The organism is Serratia sp. NPDC078593 (genome assembly GCF_050268245.1).
Taxonomy (GTDB): Bacteria; Pseudomonadota; Gammaproteobacteria; order Enterobacterales; family Enterobacteriaceae; genus JBNNGK01.
In genome coordinates, this window is sequence record NZ_JBNNGK010000010.1 from 119,770 (window position 1) to 135,851 (window position 16,082).

Consider the following 16,082-nt stretch of genomic DNA (forward strand, 5'->3'; position numbering starts at 1 on the left):
CTTATGGGGGCTGTACAAAATATGTTCTTTCAAGCATGGCAGGTAGGGCTCGATATACAAAGTCGCAGCCTACGTGCGATCGCCGCACAACGGCGTCGCAGCGGGTGGCAGCTCCGCCACTGGTGGCAACAAACGTTGCCATGCCCAGTGCTACGGGACGGCTATCTGGATCAATCTGAAAGCTTAATCCCTTTACTCCGGCAGTGGCGTACGCGTTTACCGAGACATATCTCCTTACGTATTGCGTTGCCTGCCCAGCGGGTTTTACAACACTGGATGCCCGCTCCCGATCCGCGTCTACAAGAGCCAGCACGCAGTGGTTACATCACCGCTCAGGGAGCTAAGCAGTTTCCACTCGACAGCCAAACGTTAGTGCTTGACTACCGCACTTCGTCCCCGCAGGCAACATCATTGTTATTAACGGCAGCGCGGCGGCAGGAGCTACAGCAATGGTTGCATTGTTTACAACAGGCGGACCTACACCCGCAGATAGTTGATATCACGCCTTGCGCGTTGCTTTCGATGGCTGCCTGCGCAGGGTTGGCACCAGAGGCCGCCTTGCTACACCGCTTGGATGACCAGTGGCTGTGGGTAGCGCCACGCACTGAACCGTTTACCTATGGTCAGTGGGGTATCGAGACAATCCCGCACGCCGCTCAAGCGCTGAACGCGGTACGTGCAGCTTGTCCGTCAGTGGGCGACAAAGAAATTTATTATAGCAGCGTGCTTGAGGAGATTTTACCTGAGGGGGCGCTGGCATGGTCACCCTTTAGCGCGTTTCGTTATTTACACCCCCCGTTACCGGCGTTACCGAAGGCATTTGTATTGGCCGGTGGTTTGGCACTGCGTGCGGAAGATTGCTGATGCACCAGGTGAATTTTTTGCCCTGGCGTGAACAGGCGCAACGACGGCGCGCTGCGTTTTGGTTGCGCGTGTTATGCGGACACCTGGTGTTAACGCTGGCTATTCTGGCGTTGGCGCTGAGTGGGTTACGTTATCAGCGCCACCAATTGCAAGAGGTGTTGCAACGCCAGGCACAACACTACGGCGTATTGGTACGCCAACAGCAACAGATTCAGGCAGCGATGACCCGCATAGCGCGTATGGCCGCCAGGGAAACGCAGCGCCAGCGTAATCAAAAACATAATCAGCGTTATGTACGATTGTTACAGCAATTGGCCGCGGTACTGCCTGAGCCATTGTGGCTGATTGCCTTAGAGGAACAGGCAGAAACGTTGACGCTACGTGGCCTCAGCCCGCATTACCCGGCGGTCGTGCAACTGACGCAGAGGTTAACGTCACAGGCTTTATTACCGGGTTATCGCTTGAGTGAAGTGATGCAGCGCAAGGATGATCTGCTGGTATTTACGCTGTTGGTGCCGTGGAGGCGTGATGAATAAGCCTTTACCGGCGGCGCTAATCGGCTGGCTAAATCGTCCAACATGGCAATTATTGGCGACACAGTGGATGTTGCTGGCAGGGATAGCCGTATTCGTCAGCGTGTTGTGGGGGCGTGATGAGTGGCAACAAAATACCCAACTTCAGGCAAAGCAGCAGCAGAACACGCATGATATTCATCAACTGCAACAGCAACTCAGGCAATTGCCGGCATTGGATGAGTTAGAAGCGCAGCTAGTGCCGCGGTCGGAGGAGCCTGTCGATACCGCGCTGGCCGAAAGCTTACGTCAGGCCGGCGGTAGGCTTTTACGCCTGAGGCAGCAAGGGCAACCGCCGCAACAACAGCTGAAAATGCAGATGAAGTATGGCGATTTGTTGCGGTTGTTGGCGGATTTGTCCCCAGGGTTGCGTATTACGCAGTTGAATCTGGAAACCCAGGTCGCCGGGCTGATCGTTGAATTAGTACTTCAGGCGGAGGACGGTGATGATCAAGCGAAGTAGTGGGTTATGGCTGTTGTGTTCCCCCGCGTTGTGGGCGGCACAGCCTGGTGATCCTTTCCATCCCCCCTCGGTTGCCCCCTGTACGGCTCAACACGCGCCACCGATACACTGGCGGCTAAAAGGGACGTTGGGGCAGGACGCGCTTCGCTATGGCTGGGTGGTGACGCCTGAGGGCCAATGGTTGAAACTGGCAGCGCAACAAATGCTACCGGGCGGTCATTGGCAGGTGAGTCGGATTAGCGCGCGCTCGGTGGAGTTCATGGCAAGCCCTAGCAACATGCTTTGCCCAACGTCGGTCAATACTTACACGCTGACGCTGGGCGATCGTAAGGAGATACAATGAAGGGATACTCATTAACGGGGCTGCTGCTGTGGTGTATGTCAATGTCAGCGGCGGCGATTCAGGAAAGCAAACCGATCTCGTTGTCGTTTCATGACGCGCCTGCGACGGTAATTCTGCAAGCGCTGGCGGATTATCAGCAACTGAATTTAGTCGCGGCAGAAGGCATGGGTGGCAACCTGACGTTGCGGTTGAACAACGTTCCTTGGCAGCAAGCGTTAACGGTGATTTTACGCATGGGAAAACTCACGATGACGCTCGATGGCTCGGTGATGATGGTATCGCCAGAGCCAGATGAACAGCAACGAAGATTGCTGGCCCAGCAGCAACCGTTACAGGATTTGACCCTACCTTTGCAGTTCGCTGATGCAGAGGCAATTGCCCAGAGTTTGCAGGCCCAGCGTGGCACGTTATTAGGCGAACGCGGCAGCGTCATGGTGGATACCCATACCAATACGCTGATGATTCGTGATGCTGCCCCGGCGTTGACGGTGTTGAAAAGCTGGGTGCGAGAGATGGATAAGCCGATCGAGCAGGTTCAACTGGCGGCACACATTGTCACTATCAGCAATGAAGACTTGCGCGAGCTTGGCGTGCGTTGGGGGTTGGCGGCGGACGATCGCGAAGCCAAAAGCTTACGTATCGACAATTTCAGCGTGGCGTTACCGGTGGAGCGCAGTACGGTAAGCGCGGGGTTTCATTTGGCGCGCGTTAGCGGGCGAATCCTCGATCTGGAATTGACCGCGTTGGAGCAGGAGAACGCGGTGGAGATTATCGCCAGCCCTCGCTTACTGACGGCTAATCAGCAGACCGCCAGCATTAAACAAGGCACGGAAATTCCGTATGAGGTTTCCAGTGGAGCCAGCGGAGCGACATCCGTCGAGTTCAAAGAGGCGGTGCTGGGCATGGAGGTCACGCCAAAAATTTTACCGAATGGCCGCATTACCCTGACGCTGCACATCAGCCAAAATATGCCCGGCCGAACGATCAAGCAGGGGGAAGGTGAAGCATTGGCGATCGATAAGCAAGAAATCAAAACTCAGGTTACGGTAAAAAATGGCGAAACCATCGTATTGGGTGGAATATTCCAACGCCAAAGTAGCAATATGGCCGACAAAGTACCGGGATTAGGCGACGTGCCGTTGCTCGGCGCGCTGTTCAAACGCAGCAGCAAACAGCACAAAAAGCGTGAATTAGTGATATTTATCACCCCGACCCTGATTAAAGCCTAAGTCGGCGAAACGCGCCAGCCGAAAACTGCCAGAAGTTGATGAGCAGATGCACTTTTTTCTCACCTTATCGGCATCTGCGTTTGACGCTGCGGCCGATTTAGCTTACAAGGGTTACCGAATTGAGCTCCGAGGTTTTTTTGTTAACACCAAGACGCCGTCAAAAACGTATGGTTTCCCTCCTGCGGCGTGGATATACCCCTAAGATTTCAAGTTGCATTGCGTTAGCAACTCAATGAATCTCAGTGACTTACGGAAGTAAGTGGGTGAGGTAAGTGGAAGTAGCCAACAACATGGCGGCTTGAAAGATGAAGGGTAGGGTGATTTATTCGGTTGCCAAACTACCAAGAGTGTTGAGATAATTTTTTGTCTGATCTCACACTTTCGCTCATGAGGTTTCAGTTTAGGTCCCGCCGCTAATTTGATTGGCGGGGCGGGTTAACATTAACGAATAGTCTTAGTAATACCGAAAAACATGGCAGAGAAACGCAATATCTTTCTGGTTGGGCCTATGGGTGCCGGCAAAAGCACTATTGGCCGTCAGTTAGCTCAGCAACTCAATATGGAGTTTTTCGACTCCGATCAAGAAATTGAGCGACGTACCGGAGCTGACGTGGGCTGGGTATTCGACGTGGAAGGCGAAGAAGGTTTCCGCGATCGTGAAGAAAAAATCATTAATGAACTGACGGAAAAGCAAGGGATTGTGCTGGCTACCGGTGGCGGTTCGGTTAAATCGCGTGAAACGCGTAACCGTCTGTCGGCGCGTGGTGTCGTTGTCTATTTGGAAACCACCATCGAGAAGCAATTAGCTCGTACTCAGCGTGATAAAAAGCGTCCGCTGTTGCAAGTTGATTCACCTCCGCGTGAAGTGCTGGAAGCATTGGCGAAAGAACGTAATCCGTTATACGAAGAAATTGCAGATGTGACTATCCGCACCGACGATCAAAGCGCTAAAGTAGTTGCCAACCAGATCATCAACATGCTGGAAAGTAACTGATTACGGTTTCCGTGTTTGGCTGAAGGCAGAGGCGGAAAGACTGATTGTGCTCCCCGCAATGCGGGGATAAACCACATTGAGAGCTGAGCGCGAGATGGAGAAAATTACCGTAACGCTCGGGGAGCGAAGCTACCCGATTACCATAGCCGCCGGATTGTTTAACGATCCGGCTTCTTTTATGCCGCTGAAGGCGGGTGAACAGGTGATGCTGGTCACCAACCAAACGCTGGCACCGCTGTATCTGGATCGCGTCCGGAAGGTGCTGGAGCAAAGTGGTGTGGTGGTGGATCAGGTGATTTTGCCTGATGGCGAACAGTATAAATCCCTTACCGTGCTCGACCAGGTCTTTTCGGCACTGCTGGAAAAGCCTCACGGCCGTGATACCACGCTGATCGCCCTCGGCGGCGGCGTGATTGGTGACCTGACTGGATTTGCTGCGGCGAGTTATCAGCGCGGTGTGCGGTTCATTCAGGTGCCTACCACCCTGCTTTCGCAGGTGGACTCTTCTGTTGGCGGTAAAACCGCCGTCAATCATCCGCTCGGCAAAAACATGATCGGCGCATTCTATCAACCTGCTTCGGTGGTGATTGATCTCGAATGCCTGACGACATTGCCCGCGCGTGAATTCTCCTCTGGCCTGGCCGAAGTGATCAAATATGGGATTATTCTCGATGCTGATTTCTTCGTTTGGCTGGAAAATAACATTGATGCCTTGGTCGCGCTGGATATGCGGGCGTTGGCTTATTGTATTCGCCGCTGTTGTGAACTGAAAGCTGAGGTCGTCGCTGCCGATGAGCGCGAAAGCGGCCAGCGCGCTTTGCTCAATCTGGGCCATACTTATGGCCATGCGATCGAAGCTGAAATGGGCTATGGTGTATGGTTACATGGTGAGGCCGTGGCCGCAGGTATGATGATGGCGGCAAAGACGGCCTATCGTTTGGGGCAGTTTTCTGCTGATGAGGTCGAACGCATCCATAATCTGTTGCTACGTGCTGGCTTGCCGGTCAATGGCCCACAAGAAATGGCGCCAGAGGCCTATTTACCGCATATGATGCGTGATAAAAAAGTATTGGCGGGTGAGCTGCGTTTAGTTTTGCCGACGGCAATTGGCGCAGCGGAAGTCCGTAGCGGCGTGGCGCACGATCGGGTATTGGCGTCGATCGCAGATTGCCTACCTCAGTGACGCGCAGGCAAAATAGTCAAAATAATCGCTATATTTGATAACGTGCGAGTGGGTGAATGCTCATTCGCCATGATTTAGGTTAATGGGTCTGCATCACGTCGGTGACGAAGACAGGCCTTTACCTCTCGCTTGGAGGGTTTCAGATGGATGAATTTAAACCGGAAGACGATCTTAAACCCGATAGCAGCGATCGTCCTACACGTTCGCGAAAAACGCCTTCGGGGCCGCGCTTTGCTGTCTCACGTCAGCACATGATGATTGGTATCGGTATTTTGGTGTTGCTGTTGTTGATTATCGGTATTGGTTCGGCGCTGAATGCACCTACTAAGCACGAAGTGACGCAGCAGAATGCCCAACCGGGTGGCGCGCGTGATATTAACCTGTCGGGTTCTTCGTCGCTGACCGCTGAGAACAACGGTGTTCCGGGTGGTACTACCGATGCTAATGATGCCAATGGCGTCAGCACTTCGCAGCCGCAAAATATCAGCGTTCCCCCCATTTCTGGCACGCCAACCGAAGCGCAACCGCAACCCCAGCTGGGTAGTGAACAGCAGCGCGTCGTGCTGCCTGGCAACATGAATGACGCTTTATCTGCCCAGCAAGGTCAGGTTGACGCGGCCACGCAAGGTATGAGCAGCAGTGCGGTTTCCTCATTGCCCACAGCGCCGGCGACGGTCAGCGGCGGCACTCAGGCTACTCAAAGCGAAACCACACGGCCTGTACACAGCAATACGGCGACTCAATCGCACAAAACCGCCAGTAAACCGGCCGCCAAGCCTCATCAAGCGCCGGTTAATAAACCTGCCGCGGTCGGTGGCAATAGTCGCCTGATTACCTCCGCGCCTGCTAGCCACTATACTTTGCAGTTGAGCAGCGCATCTCGCTCAGATACGCTGATTGCCTATGCCAAGCAGCAAAAGCTAGCGGATTATTTCGTCTATGAAACCAAGCGCGATGGCAAACGTTGGTATGTGCTGGTGAGTGGTAATTACACTTCTCTTTCAGCCGCGAAACGGGCGATAGCGTCGTTACCTGCGAATGTGCAGGCGAAAAAACCCTGGGTTCGGTCTGTACGTCAGGTACAGCAAGACCTGAAAAAGTAACCCGATAGATTTCACGCTACAGCCCTGTGCCAGTAAGCGAACGTGGGTCTGTTAAGGGCGCAGCATGCTGCGCCCTTAACGAGTCAGTGAGTCTCTGGTGATGAGGGTGCTGAATGACTGCATGCAGCCAATGAGGCGGTAGTATGAAAGACGACGGGTGGATCATTTTAATTTGTGCGCTGATGTGCTGTCTAAAACAGAGTACAATCCGCCGCTCTGAATTGTATAAGTAGCTAATTGACGGCATGAAGAAAAACCGCGCTTTTTTAAAATGGGCTGGTGGAAAATACCCGCTGGTGGACGAGATCCGTCGTCACCTTCCTGCGGGTGACTGCTTAATCGAGCCCTTCGTGGGTGCGGGTTCAGTATTTCTTAACACTGAGTACGACGCCTATATTCTCGCCGACATTAACAGCGATCTTATCAACCTGTATAACATCGTTAAGCTGCGCACAGACGACTTTGTGCGCGATGCTCGCACTTTATTCACCGATGAATTCAATATCTCAGAACGGTTTTACCTATTGCGGGAAGAGTTTAATACTAGCCAAGATGCTTACCGTCGTGCGCTGCTGTTTCTCTACCTGAACCGTCACTGTTATAACGGGTTGTGTCGCTATAATCTGCGTGGCGAGTTTAATGTGCCATTTGGTCGTTACAAAAAGCCCTATTTCCCTGAGGACGAGCTGTACTGGTTTGCTGAAAAATCACGCAATGCGACGTTTGTTTGCGAGCATTACCGCGATACCATGCTAAAAGCGTCCAACGGTGCGGTGGTCTATTGCGATCCGCCGTATGCGCCGCTGTCGGCAACGGCAAATTTCACCGCCTATCATACCAACAGCTTTAGCTTGGCCGATCAGCAAGGTTTGGCGAAAATCGCGCATCAGTTGTCGGTAGAAAGCCAGGTGCCGGTGTTGATTTCCAATCACGATACGGAACTGACCCGCGATTGGTATCAGCATGCCTCGCTGTATGTGGTCAAGGCGCGTCGCACCATCAGCAGTAATATTTTAGGCCGTAGCAAGGTCAACGAGCTTTTGGCGCTGTATCGCTAAGGTTTCGATAATCCCCGTTATCACTACGATGCAGGTGGGTTGGCTTTCCCTCAGCCCCGTACTATTTGTCCGTTGCTGGGGGCTGTGTTGCCGCCTTCCTGCCCCTTGAAATAGAGTGGGTATCACAACCCTACGTTTGGAGAAGCGGATGAAAAAGTTTTTGATTGCCCCGTCCATTCTGTCGGCAGATTTTGCCCGATTAGGTGAAGACACCGCCAACGTGCTGGCAGCGGGTGCCGATGTGGTGCATTTCGACGTGATGGATAACCATTACGTTCCGAATTTGACGATCGGCCCAATGGTATGTCAGGCGTTGCGTAATTATGGCATCACGGCGCCGATCGACGTGCACTTGATGGTGAAACCGGTCGATCGTATTGTCCCTGATTTTGCGAAAGCCGGCGCAAGCTACATCTCTTTCCATCCTGAAGCCTCCGAACACGTCGACCGCACCATCCAATTGATCAAAGAACATGGCTGCAAGGCCGGGTTGGTATTTAACCCCGCGACGCCATTGAGCTATCTGGATTATGTGATGGATAAAATCGATGTGATCTTGCTGATGTCGGTCAACCCGGGCTTTGGCGGTCAATCCTTTATTCATGGCACGTTGGACAAACTGCGGCAGGTGCGCAAACTGATTGACGATAGCGGCCGCGATATCCGCCTGGAAGTCGACGGCGGGGTGAAAGTGGACAACATCGCTGAAATCGCCGCGGCGGGTGCCGATATGTTTGTGGCCGGTTCGGCTATCTTCGGCAAGCCAGATTACCGTGCAGTGATTGATGAAATGCGCACTGAGTTGGCGAAGGTCACACATGGCTGATTTCGCCGGTGTCCGTGGATTGGCGTTTGATCTCGACGGAACGCTGGTTGATAGTGCACCAGGGTTGGCTGCCGCCATTGATCTGGCGCTGGCCGATAGGGGGCTGCCGCCAGCCGGCGTTGAACGCGTTAGTACTTGGATTGGCAACGGTGCAGATGTCTTGGTACAGCGCGCATTGCGCTGGGCGCAAGCCGATAGCACGCCAGAATATTGCCGGCAACTGCGTGAACGTTTTGATCGTCACTATGCAGAAAGCGTCAATCATGGCAGCTGCTTATTTCCGCAGGTGCGCTCAACGCTGGCACAATTAGCCTCTGCGGGCTATCCGATGGCGTTGGTGACCAATAAACCGACGCCGTTTGTCGCGCCGCTGTTGCAGGCGTTGGGGATTGTCGAATACTTTTCGCTGATCATTGGCGGTGATGATGTGATCGAAAAAAAACCGCATCCGGCTCCGTTGTATTTAGTCTTGGGCCAGCTTGGTTTGCGCGCTCATCAGTTGCTGTTCGTCGGCGATTCACGCAACGATATTCAGGCCGCGCAGGCAGCGGGTTGCCCGAGCGTTGGTCTGACTTACGGTTATAACTACGGTGAAGCGATCGCCCTGAGCCATCCCGATCGGGTGTTGGCATGCTTCGCCGATTTGTTGCCCGCTCTTGGGCTGTCATCTTTAGAGAATCAGGAAATTTAAACATGAGTAAGCCCATCGTATTTAGCGGCGCGCAGCCGTCTGGTGAACTGACCATTGGCAACTACATGGGTGCGCTGCGTCAGTGGGTGCATATGCAGGACGATTATGACTGTATTTACTGCATCGTTGATCTGCATGCGATTACCGTGCGTCAGGATGCAGAAAAACTGCGTAAGGCGACGCTGGATACGCTGGCGCTGTATCTGGCCTGCGGTATAGATCCGGAAAAAAGTACTATTTTTGTTCAGTCGCACGTACCTGAACACACGCAACTGAGCTGGGTGCTGAATTGCTACACCTATTTCGGCGAACTGAGCCGCATGACGCAGTTCAAGGATAAATCCAGCCGCTATGCGGAAAACATCAATGCCGGTTTGTTCAGCTATCCGGTGTTGATGGCGGCGGATATTTTGCTGTATCAAACCAATCAGGTGCCGGTAGGCGAAGATCAAAAACAGCACTTAGAGTTGAGCCGTGATGTTGCCTCCCGTTTTAACGCACTGTATGGCGATATCTTTAAGGTGCCGGAACCGTTTATCCCTAAATCCGGCGCGCGCGTGATGTCGCTGCAAGAGCCGACTAAAAAGATGTCCAAGTCGGATGACAACCGCAATAACGTGATTGGCCTGCTGGAAGATCCGAAAGCGGTGACCAAGAAGATTAAGCGCGCGATGACCGACTCAGATGAACCGCCGGTCATTCGTTACGACGTCGCGAATAAAGCGGGGGTATCGAACCTGTTGGATATTTTGTCGGGCGTAACCGGTAAGTCGATTGTCGAACTGGAAGCCGAATTTGAAGGCCAGATGTATGGGCACCTGAAAGGTGCCGTGGCCGAAGCGGTGTCCGGCATGATGGGCGAGCTGCAAGCGCGTTACCATCGCTTCCGCAACGATGAAGCGTATCTGCAGCAGGTAATGCGTGATGGCGCAGCGAAAGCCCGTGAGCGCGCGCAGGAAACGTTAGCTAAAGTCTATGAAGCCGTTGGTTTTGTTCCACAACCGTAATCGTGGTTATGGCCGGGCATGCCCGGCCTCTGAGCGTTGATGCCGGCGCGGCAGTTCTCACGCCCGGTGCGGTCAGGCGCTTTTTGCTTGGTTCGTCTCAGTCGTGCGGCTGGCGAACCAATTCAGTTTGCTACGTAAGCTGACCACGCTACCGACGATAATCAGGCTTGGGCTGGCGGCTTGTTGCGCCAGCAAGGCCAGTTGGCTCAATTCCCCTTCAATGACGCGCTGGCGGCAGGATGTGCCGTTTTCTACTAATGCGATTGGCGTGTTCGCCGTCATACCGTGCGCCAGTAGTTGACGCTGAATTTCTGCAGCCTGTGCTAATCCCATGTAAAACACCAGCGTTTGCTGCCTGGCAGCCAGCGTTGCCCAGTCGACACCGCCATCGGCTTTCGCATGGCCGGTGACCAACCGTACGCTTTGCGCATGATCGCGATGCGTAAGGGGAATACCGCTGTAAGCTGAACAACCGGAAGCCGCAGTAATGCCGGGCACCACTGAAAACGGAATGCCCCCCTCGGCCAGGGTTTCTAACTCCTCACCCCCTCGGCCAAAGATAAACGGATCGCCGCCTTTCAGCCGCACGACGCGTTTGCCGTGCTGCGCTTGCTCAAGCAGTATGTGATTAATTTGCTCCTGGGGTACGCAATGCTGACCGGCGCGTTTACCAACAAAAATACGCTCTGCGTCGCGGCGAACCAGCGCCATCACCTCATCCGATACCAACCGGTCATACACCACCACATCGGCCAGTTGTATTTGCTGCAAGCCTTTTAGCGTCAGCAGACCGGCGTCGCCCGGCCCGGCTCCGACCAAGACGACTTCCCCGTGCGATGCTAAAGGCGTATCGAACAGCTCTTCTGTCTGCTGCGTGACGAGGCGATCGTCATGATTAGCCAGTGATTGTGCTAGGCGATCATGAGCGAACAGTTTTTCCCAAAAACGACGGCGTGTGGCGGGATGTGGAAAATGCTGCTTCACCCGTTGGCGCAGCGTGCCGCCCCACTGAGCAAGGCGACCAAGATGCTGAGGCAGTATCGCTTCCAGTTTTTCACGTAGCAGGCGCGCTAAGACCGGCGCTTTGCCGCCGGAGGAGACAGCGACCATGATCGGCGAACGATCGATAATTGACGGCATAATAAAGCTGGCACGTTTGGGATCGTCGACCACATTGCAAAATATCCGCTGCTGATTCGCGCATTGATAGACCAGCGCGTTGACGTCTACGCGGTCAGTAGCGGCGATCACCAGCCATTTCTCTGCCAGTAAGGCCGCGCTGAATTCGCCTTCGGCCAGCGTAACCTGACCTTGCTCAGCCCACAGGCGGAACTGTGGATTAAATTCACGGGCATTAACCGTTAGCTCGGCACCGGCGTCCAGCAACAGACGAGCTTTACGTTCAGCCACTTCCCCGCCGCCCACCAGCAGGCAGGCTTTGCGTTGCAGTTGACAAAAAATGGGTAAATAGTCCATTGGCAATCCTCAGGGAAGCAAAAAAAGGGGGCAAAAGCCCCCCGTGTCTTAGGCCGTTTGGCGGGCGCTGGCTTTCTCTGCCTGCGGGCGCTGCGCACGTGGCGTGGCATACCAGTAACCGAGCCCCATGAATACGGCGCCAGAAACCATATTGCCCAACGTCACCCACAGCAGATTGTGACCAATGCCGCCTAGCGTATAGGCTTCGCTGTGAAGGCCGAACCAGGAAAGAGCAAACAGCGTCATGTTAGCGACGGAGTGTTCATAACCTGAGGCAATGAACGCCAAGAGACACCACCAGATAGCGATGAATTTTGCCGCGCCCTCGACGCGTAGCGCCATCCAGATTGCCAGACACACCAGCCAGTTACATAGAATGCCTTTAAAGAACAGTACGTCTGCGGGCGCGGTGGTTTTTGCCAGTGCCGCGCTGTGCACCAGGCTGGTATCCACCGGCAATAAACTGCCGCCGCCGTAATAATACATCAGGGCGACCAGCACCGAACCGAGCAGGTTGCCAAGCCAGGTTTGCGGCAGCACTGCCCACATTTGGCTCTGCGAGATAGTGCCAGCTTTTACGCCGAGCGTCAGGAATAGGGTGTGGCCGGTGAACAGCTCTGAACCGGCAATAATCACCAGCGTCAACGCGATGCCAAAGGTAGCCCCCATCACCAAAGGCCGAATGGATGGATCCACCAGGTTGCCGAGAGTAAAAATCAAAATGATGCCGAGGCCAACGTACGCCCCCGCCATCGCCGAACTTATCCAGAAGCTCAACGGGCTTTCTTTCGCCAGCTTGGCGATACGCGCCGCATTCGCCGCGCATTTGTTGATGGTATCGGTAAACATATTTTTTCCTCAAAATGCGATGATTTTTCCCATCAACGGCTAGGTACCGGATGCTGCGACCTGAACCACGCCGTCAATAACACGGCTGGTGAAGTGTGCCACCGATTGGTTTTCGTCTTCCATACAGAGGCCATCGTGCAGACGGAAATGCTGTTTTTTCAGCGGGCTGGCGACCCACAATTCTCCCTGATGTTCGGCGATCAGGCCACGTGACAGCACGCTAGCCTGAGCAAAGGGATCAATGTTACTGATGGCAAACACCTGTTCGTCAGCATACGGGCGGAAAACCGCCACCTGTTGCTCGTTAATCAGGGCGCATACGCCAGTGCCGGGCAGGATGTCAGCGATGGGGCAAACGGTAATCCACTGGCTCATGCGTTGTTCTCCTCTGTGTCTAACTGTACAACCGGGATGCGTTCATCAGGGCGTGCAGGACGATGTTGTTCGCGTTCAGCCACCATTTGCACGTTGGGATCGCGCTGGCTGCTATTAATAAAGTGGGCAAAGCGCACCTGAAGCTCAGGGTGTTCAACGGTTTCGGTCCATTCGCAGATCACGGCATCACGTAGGCGGGTAATGTCGGCTTCTAACTGCTCGTTGATGCCCAATTTATCGTCCACAATCACATTGCGCAGATAATCGATACCGCCTTCCAGGCTTTCTAACCAAACCGAAGTACGTTGCAGCTTATCGGCGGTGCGGATGTAGAACATCATGAAGCGATCGAGGTAGCGTACCAGCGTATCGCGATCGAGATCGGCGGCCAGCAGGTCGGCGTGGCGTGGCTTCATACCACCATTGCCGCAGACATACAGGTTCCAACCGTTTTCGGTGGCGATGATGCCCACGTCTTTGCCTTGTGCTTCAGCGCATTCGCGCGTACAGCCGGACACGCCGAACTTCATTTTGTGCGGAGTGCGGATGCCTTTGTAGCGATGTTCCAGCGTGACGCCGAAGCCGACGCTATCACCCACGCCGTAGCGGCACCAAGTGCTGCCGACACAGGTTTTCGCCATGCGTAATGCTTTGGCATAGGCGTGGCCGGTTTCGAAGCCCGCCTCGATCAATTTGGCCCAAATAGCGGGCAGATCGTTTTTCTGCGCACCGAACATGGCAATACGTTGTGAGCCCGTCATTTTGGTGTAGAGATGGTATTCTTTGGCAATTTTGCCAATGGCGACCAGCCCATCTGGGGTAATTTCACCGCCGGCGGAGCGCGGAATGACCGAGTAGGTGCCGTCTTTTTGAATGTTACCGAGGAAGTTGTCGTTGGTATCCTGTAATGGTGTGTGCTGGGGCTTGAGGATGTACTCATTCCAACAGGAAGCCAACAGCGAGCCGATGGTCGGTTTACATACTTCGCAACCGTAGCCTTTGCCGTATTTCGCCAGTAATTCATCAAACGACTTGATGCCTTCGACGCGGATCAGGTGATAAAGCTCCTGGCGCGAATAAGCGAAGTGTTCGCACAGGTGATGGTTAACTTCAATGCCCTGTTTGCTCAGTTCTGCGTTGAGAACTTGCGTAATCAGCGGGATACAACCGCCGCAGCCGGTACCCGCTTTGGTTTCTGCTTTGAGCGCGGCGACGGTGTGGCAACCCATCCCAACGGCTTTGATGATGTCGCCTTTACTGACGTCAAAACAGGAGCAAATCTGGGCGGTTTCCGGTAGTGAATCGACGCCGATGGCCGGTTTACTGCCGGCATGGGCAGGCAGGATCAGGCTGTCAGGATTTTCAGGCAGTTCGATACCGTTCAGTGCCAGCTGTAACAAATTGCCATAATCGCTGGTGTCGCCGACCAATACTGCGCCAAGCAGCGTTTTGTTATCGGCGCTGACGACGATGCGTTTGTAGACTTCTTTGTTTTCATCCAGATAGACGTAACTGCGTGCGCCTTCGGTATGGCCATGTGCATCACCGATGCCGCCGACGTCGACGCCCAGCAGTTTCAGTTTGGCGCTCATGTCCGCGCCTTGGAAGCAATTTTCACGATTGAGCAGGTGGTCGGCCGTGACCTGCGCCATTTTATAGCCTGGCGCGACCAGCCCGAAAGTGCGCTCCTGCCATGAGGCGCACTCGCCAATGGCGTAGACATCGGGATCGGAAGTCTGACAGCAATCATTGATGACGATGCCACCGCGCCGTGCCGTGGCCAACCCGCACTGATGCGCCAGTTTATCTTGGGCGCGAATACCGGTGGAGAACACGATAAAGTCGACTTCCAGCGCGGTGCCATCAGCGAACTGCATAGTCTTACGTGCGTTTTGCCCACTGTGGATGATTTCTTGGGTGTTTTTTCCGGTGTGAACCTTAACGCCCATGCGTTCTATTTTGCGACGAAGTTGATCGCCGCCCATCGGATCGAGCTGTTCGGCCATCAGCATCGGGGCGAACTCGATGACGTGGGTTTCAATACCAAGGCTTTTCAGTGCGCCAGCGGCTTCCAGACCGAGCAGGCCACCGCCGACCACGGCACCGCGTTTACTGCGGCGCGCACAGGCTTCGATAGCGTTAAGATCCTCAATAGTACGATAAACAAAGCAATCTTGGCCTTCCGCGCCCTTGATCGGGGGGATCCACGGGTAAGAACCCGTCGCCATAATCAGTTTGTCGTAATACACCGTACGGCCAGTGTTAGAGTGAATCACCTTTTCACCACGGTTGATGGTAATGGCACGTTCTCCTACCAGTACTTTTACGCCCTGTTTCTCGTAAAAGCCTTCGCGTACCAGAGAAAGTTCTTCAGCCGTATGGTGGGAGAAATAGGAAGAAAGGTGTACGCGATCGTAGGCGATGCGCGGTTCTTCACAAAAAACGGTGATGTCGAATGTGTCGGGCTCTGCTTTATCCAGCAAATCCTCGATAAACCGGTGGCCGACCATGCCGTTACCGATGACAGCAAGTTTGACTCTGCTCATTATTGCCTCAAAATTCTGATTTCCTGGCGCTACATTATTCTTCTCAGAGGGTAGTTTATTGATATACATCAACCACAGTTATATATACCTCAAATGTGGTATTTCCATGATTTTAATGGGGAATTTATAACTTACGGTTTTTATTCAACTTTAGCTGAATCGTGCCAGTTAATGAGAATATTACCCATTTGGAAGTAATACCGATGGATTGACGACAATGCGTCAATTGGCGTAGCGAACGTGAGACGAAAACGATTGCTTGTTGTGAGCCGTCTTTTGAGATTTTGGTCAGTTATTCATCGGCACACAGAGTGCGTAGTGGTTATATAATCAGCTCTTAGGGCGGCGGATATTTTTTGGCACTCTCCTGTAGATGAGCGACGCACGTGTTTTTGATTATTGGGTTAACCGACTACGCGAGATGATAGCGATGGCGTCGTAGAGGATGAGCGGTAACAAGGTAGCAATACGTCGGGCTGGTGAGCGCGGGATGAAATGATGCC

At 53.8% G+C, this 16,082-nt stretch carries 16 protein-coding genes; 12 read left to right on the forward strand and 4 right to left on the reverse strand.

Going from position 1 to position 16,082, the window contains the following annotated elements; translation table 11 throughout:
- Positions 1 to 21 precede the first annotated feature (21 nt).
- The 12 genes from pilM to trpS all read left to right on the forward strand — a co-directional run bounded on the left by pilM (position 22) and on the right by trpS (position 10,333).
- Positions 22 to 864, forward strand: coding sequence for a type IV pilus biogenesis protein PilM (gene pilM, locus ACQKDS_RS12930; RefSeq protein ID WP_399671031.1), 843 nt, complete (start codon positions 22 to 24; stop codon positions 862 to 864).
- A complete protein-coding gene (locus tag ACQKDS_RS12935) occupies positions 864 to 1,400 on the forward strand; it encodes a PilN domain-containing protein (RefSeq protein ID WP_399671034.1) in 537 nt (178 codons plus the stop codon). Before pilM ends, ACQKDS_RS12935 begins: the two co-directional genes overlap by 1 nt.
- Positions 1,393 to 1,899 (forward strand): hypothetical protein, encoded by a 507-nt coding sequence (locus tag ACQKDS_RS12940; protein ID WP_399671037.1) that lies wholly within the window; start codon positions 1,393 to 1,395, stop codon positions 1,897 to 1,899. Before ACQKDS_RS12935 ends, ACQKDS_RS12940 begins: the two co-directional genes overlap by 8 nt.
- Positions 1,883 to 2,242, forward strand: a complete 360-nt coding sequence (locus ACQKDS_RS12945; RefSeq protein ID WP_399671040.1) for a hypothetical protein — start codon at positions 1,883 to 1,885, stop codon at positions 2,240 to 2,242. Before ACQKDS_RS12940 ends, ACQKDS_RS12945 begins: the two co-directional genes overlap by 17 nt.
- On the forward strand, positions 2,239 to 3,471 hold the full coding sequence (gene hofQ, locus ACQKDS_RS12950; RefSeq protein WP_399671042.1) for a DNA uptake porin HofQ: 1,233 nt from the start codon (positions 2,239 to 2,241) through the stop codon (positions 3,469 to 3,471). The genes ACQKDS_RS12945 and hofQ overlap by 4 nt, the downstream gene beginning before the upstream one ends.
- A 472-nt stretch (positions 3,472 to 3,943) precedes the next feature.
- Positions 3,944 to 4,465: a shikimate kinase AroK gene (aroK, locus tag ACQKDS_RS12955; protein WP_050116179.1), complete on the forward strand. Its 522-nt coding sequence runs from the start codon at positions 3,944 to 3,946 to the stop codon at positions 4,463 to 4,465.
- A 94-nt stretch (positions 4,466 to 4,559) separates the two neighbouring features.
- Complete coding sequence (aroB, locus tag ACQKDS_RS12960; protein ID WP_399671046.1) at positions 4,560 to 5,648, forward strand: 3-dehydroquinate synthase; 1,089 nt, start codon at positions 4,560 to 4,562, stop codon at positions 5,646 to 5,648.
- A gap of 143 nt (positions 5,649 to 5,791) precedes the next feature.
- Complete coding sequence (locus tag ACQKDS_RS12965) at positions 5,792 to 6,751, forward strand: SPOR domain-containing protein (protein WP_399671049.1); 960 nt, start codon at positions 5,792 to 5,794, stop codon at positions 6,749 to 6,751.
- Positions 6,752 to 6,996: 245 nt separating this feature from the next.
- A complete protein-coding gene (gene dam / locus ACQKDS_RS12970) occupies positions 6,997 to 7,809 on the forward strand; it encodes an adenine-specific DNA-methyltransferase (protein WP_399671051.1) in 813 nt (270 codons plus the stop codon).
- Between the two features lie 148 nt (positions 7,810 to 7,957).
- Positions 7,958 to 8,635 (forward strand): ribulose-phosphate 3-epimerase, encoded by a 678-nt coding sequence (rpe, locus tag ACQKDS_RS12975; protein WP_399671054.1) that lies wholly within the window; start codon positions 7,958 to 7,960, stop codon positions 8,633 to 8,635.
- Entirely contained in the window at positions 8,628 to 9,326 is a 699-nt protein-coding gene (locus tag ACQKDS_RS12980; protein WP_399671057.1) for a phosphoglycolate phosphatase, read from the forward strand. Before rpe ends, ACQKDS_RS12980 begins: the two co-directional genes overlap by 8 nt.
- 2 nt (positions 9,327 to 9,328) lie before the next feature.
- Complete coding sequence (trpS, locus tag ACQKDS_RS12985) at positions 9,329 to 10,333, forward strand: tryptophan--tRNA ligase (protein WP_399671059.1); 1,005 nt, start codon at positions 9,329 to 9,331, stop codon at positions 10,331 to 10,333.
- Between the two features lie 72 nt (positions 10,334 to 10,405).
- On the opposite strand, the gene cysG is transcribed toward trpS, so the two are convergent.
- Genes cysG through nirB form a run of 4 tightly spaced genes read right to left on the reverse strand, consistent with a single transcriptional unit; the run spans position 10,406 to position 15,579 of the window.
- Positions 10,406 to 11,809, reverse strand: a complete 1,404-nt coding sequence (gene cysG / locus ACQKDS_RS12990; RefSeq protein WP_399671062.1) for a siroheme synthase CysG — start codon at positions 11,807 to 11,809, stop codon at positions 10,406 to 10,408.
- Positions 11,810 to 11,857: 48 nt separating this feature from the next.
- Complete coding sequence (gene nirC, locus ACQKDS_RS12995; RefSeq protein ID WP_399671064.1) at positions 11,858 to 12,658, reverse strand: nitrite transporter NirC; 801 nt, start codon at positions 12,656 to 12,658, stop codon at positions 11,858 to 11,860.
- Positions 12,659 to 12,697: 39 nt separating this feature from the next.
- Complete coding sequence (nirD, locus tag ACQKDS_RS13000; protein ID WP_399671067.1) at positions 12,698 to 13,033, reverse strand: nitrite reductase small subunit NirD; 336 nt, start codon at positions 13,031 to 13,033, stop codon at positions 12,698 to 12,700.
- Positions 13,030 to 15,579, reverse strand: coding sequence for a nitrite reductase large subunit NirB (gene nirB / locus ACQKDS_RS13005; RefSeq protein WP_399671069.1), 2,550 nt, complete (start codon positions 15,577 to 15,579; stop codon positions 13,030 to 13,032). Before nirB ends, nirD begins: the two co-directional genes overlap by 4 nt.
- Positions 15,580 to 16,082 lie beyond the last annotated feature (503 nt).

Bases quoted from the DNA above. Each gene is read 5' to 3' on its own strand.
- pilM (WP_399671031.1), top strand. From the start codon at position 22: ATGTTCTTTCAAGCATGGCAGGTAGGGCTCGATATACAAAGTCGCAGC.
- ACQKDS_RS12935 (WP_399671034.1), top strand. From the start codon at position 864: ATGCACCAGGTGAATTTTTTGCCCTGGCGTGAACAGGCGCAACGACGG.
- ACQKDS_RS12940 (WP_399671037.1), top strand. From the start codon at position 1,393: ATGAATAAGCCTTTACCGGCGGCGCTAATCGGCTGGCTAAATCGTCCA.
- ACQKDS_RS12945 (WP_399671040.1), top strand. From the start codon at position 1,883: ATGATCAAGCGAAGTAGTGGGTTATGGCTGTTGTGTTCCCCCGCGTTG.
- hofQ (WP_399671042.1), top strand. From the start codon at position 2,239: ATGAAGGGATACTCATTAACGGGGCTGCTGCTGTGGTGTATGTCAATG.
- aroK (WP_050116179.1), top strand. From the start codon at position 3,944: ATGGCAGAGAAACGCAATATCTTTCTGGTTGGGCCTATGGGTGCCGGC.
- aroB (WP_399671046.1), top strand. From the start codon at position 4,560: ATGGAGAAAATTACCGTAACGCTCGGGGAGCGAAGCTACCCGATTACC.
- ACQKDS_RS12965 (WP_399671049.1), top strand. From the start codon at position 5,792: ATGGATGAATTTAAACCGGAAGACGATCTTAAACCCGATAGCAGCGAT.
- dam (WP_399671051.1), top strand. From the start codon at position 6,997: ATGAAGAAAAACCGCGCTTTTTTAAAATGGGCTGGTGGAAAATACCCG.
- rpe (WP_399671054.1), top strand. From the start codon at position 7,958: ATGAAAAAGTTTTTGATTGCCCCGTCCATTCTGTCGGCAGATTTTGCC.
- ACQKDS_RS12980 (WP_399671057.1), top strand. From the start codon at position 8,628: ATGGCTGATTTCGCCGGTGTCCGTGGATTGGCGTTTGATCTCGACGGA.
- trpS (WP_399671059.1), top strand. From the start codon at position 9,329: ATGAGTAAGCCCATCGTATTTAGCGGCGCGCAGCCGTCTGGTGAACTG.
- cysG (WP_399671062.1), bottom strand. From the start codon at position 11,809: ATGGACTATTTACCCATTTTTTGTCAACTGCAACGCAAAGCCTGCCTG.
- nirC (WP_399671064.1), bottom strand. From the start codon at position 12,658: ATGTTTACCGATACCATCAACAAATGCGCGGCGAATGCGGCGCGTATC.
- nirD (WP_399671067.1), bottom strand. From the start codon at position 13,033: ATGAGCCAGTGGATTACCGTTTGCCCCATCGCTGACATCCTGCCCGGC.
- nirB (WP_399671069.1), bottom strand. From the start codon at position 15,579: ATGAGCAGAGTCAAACTTGCTGTCATCGGTAACGGCATGGTCGGCCAC.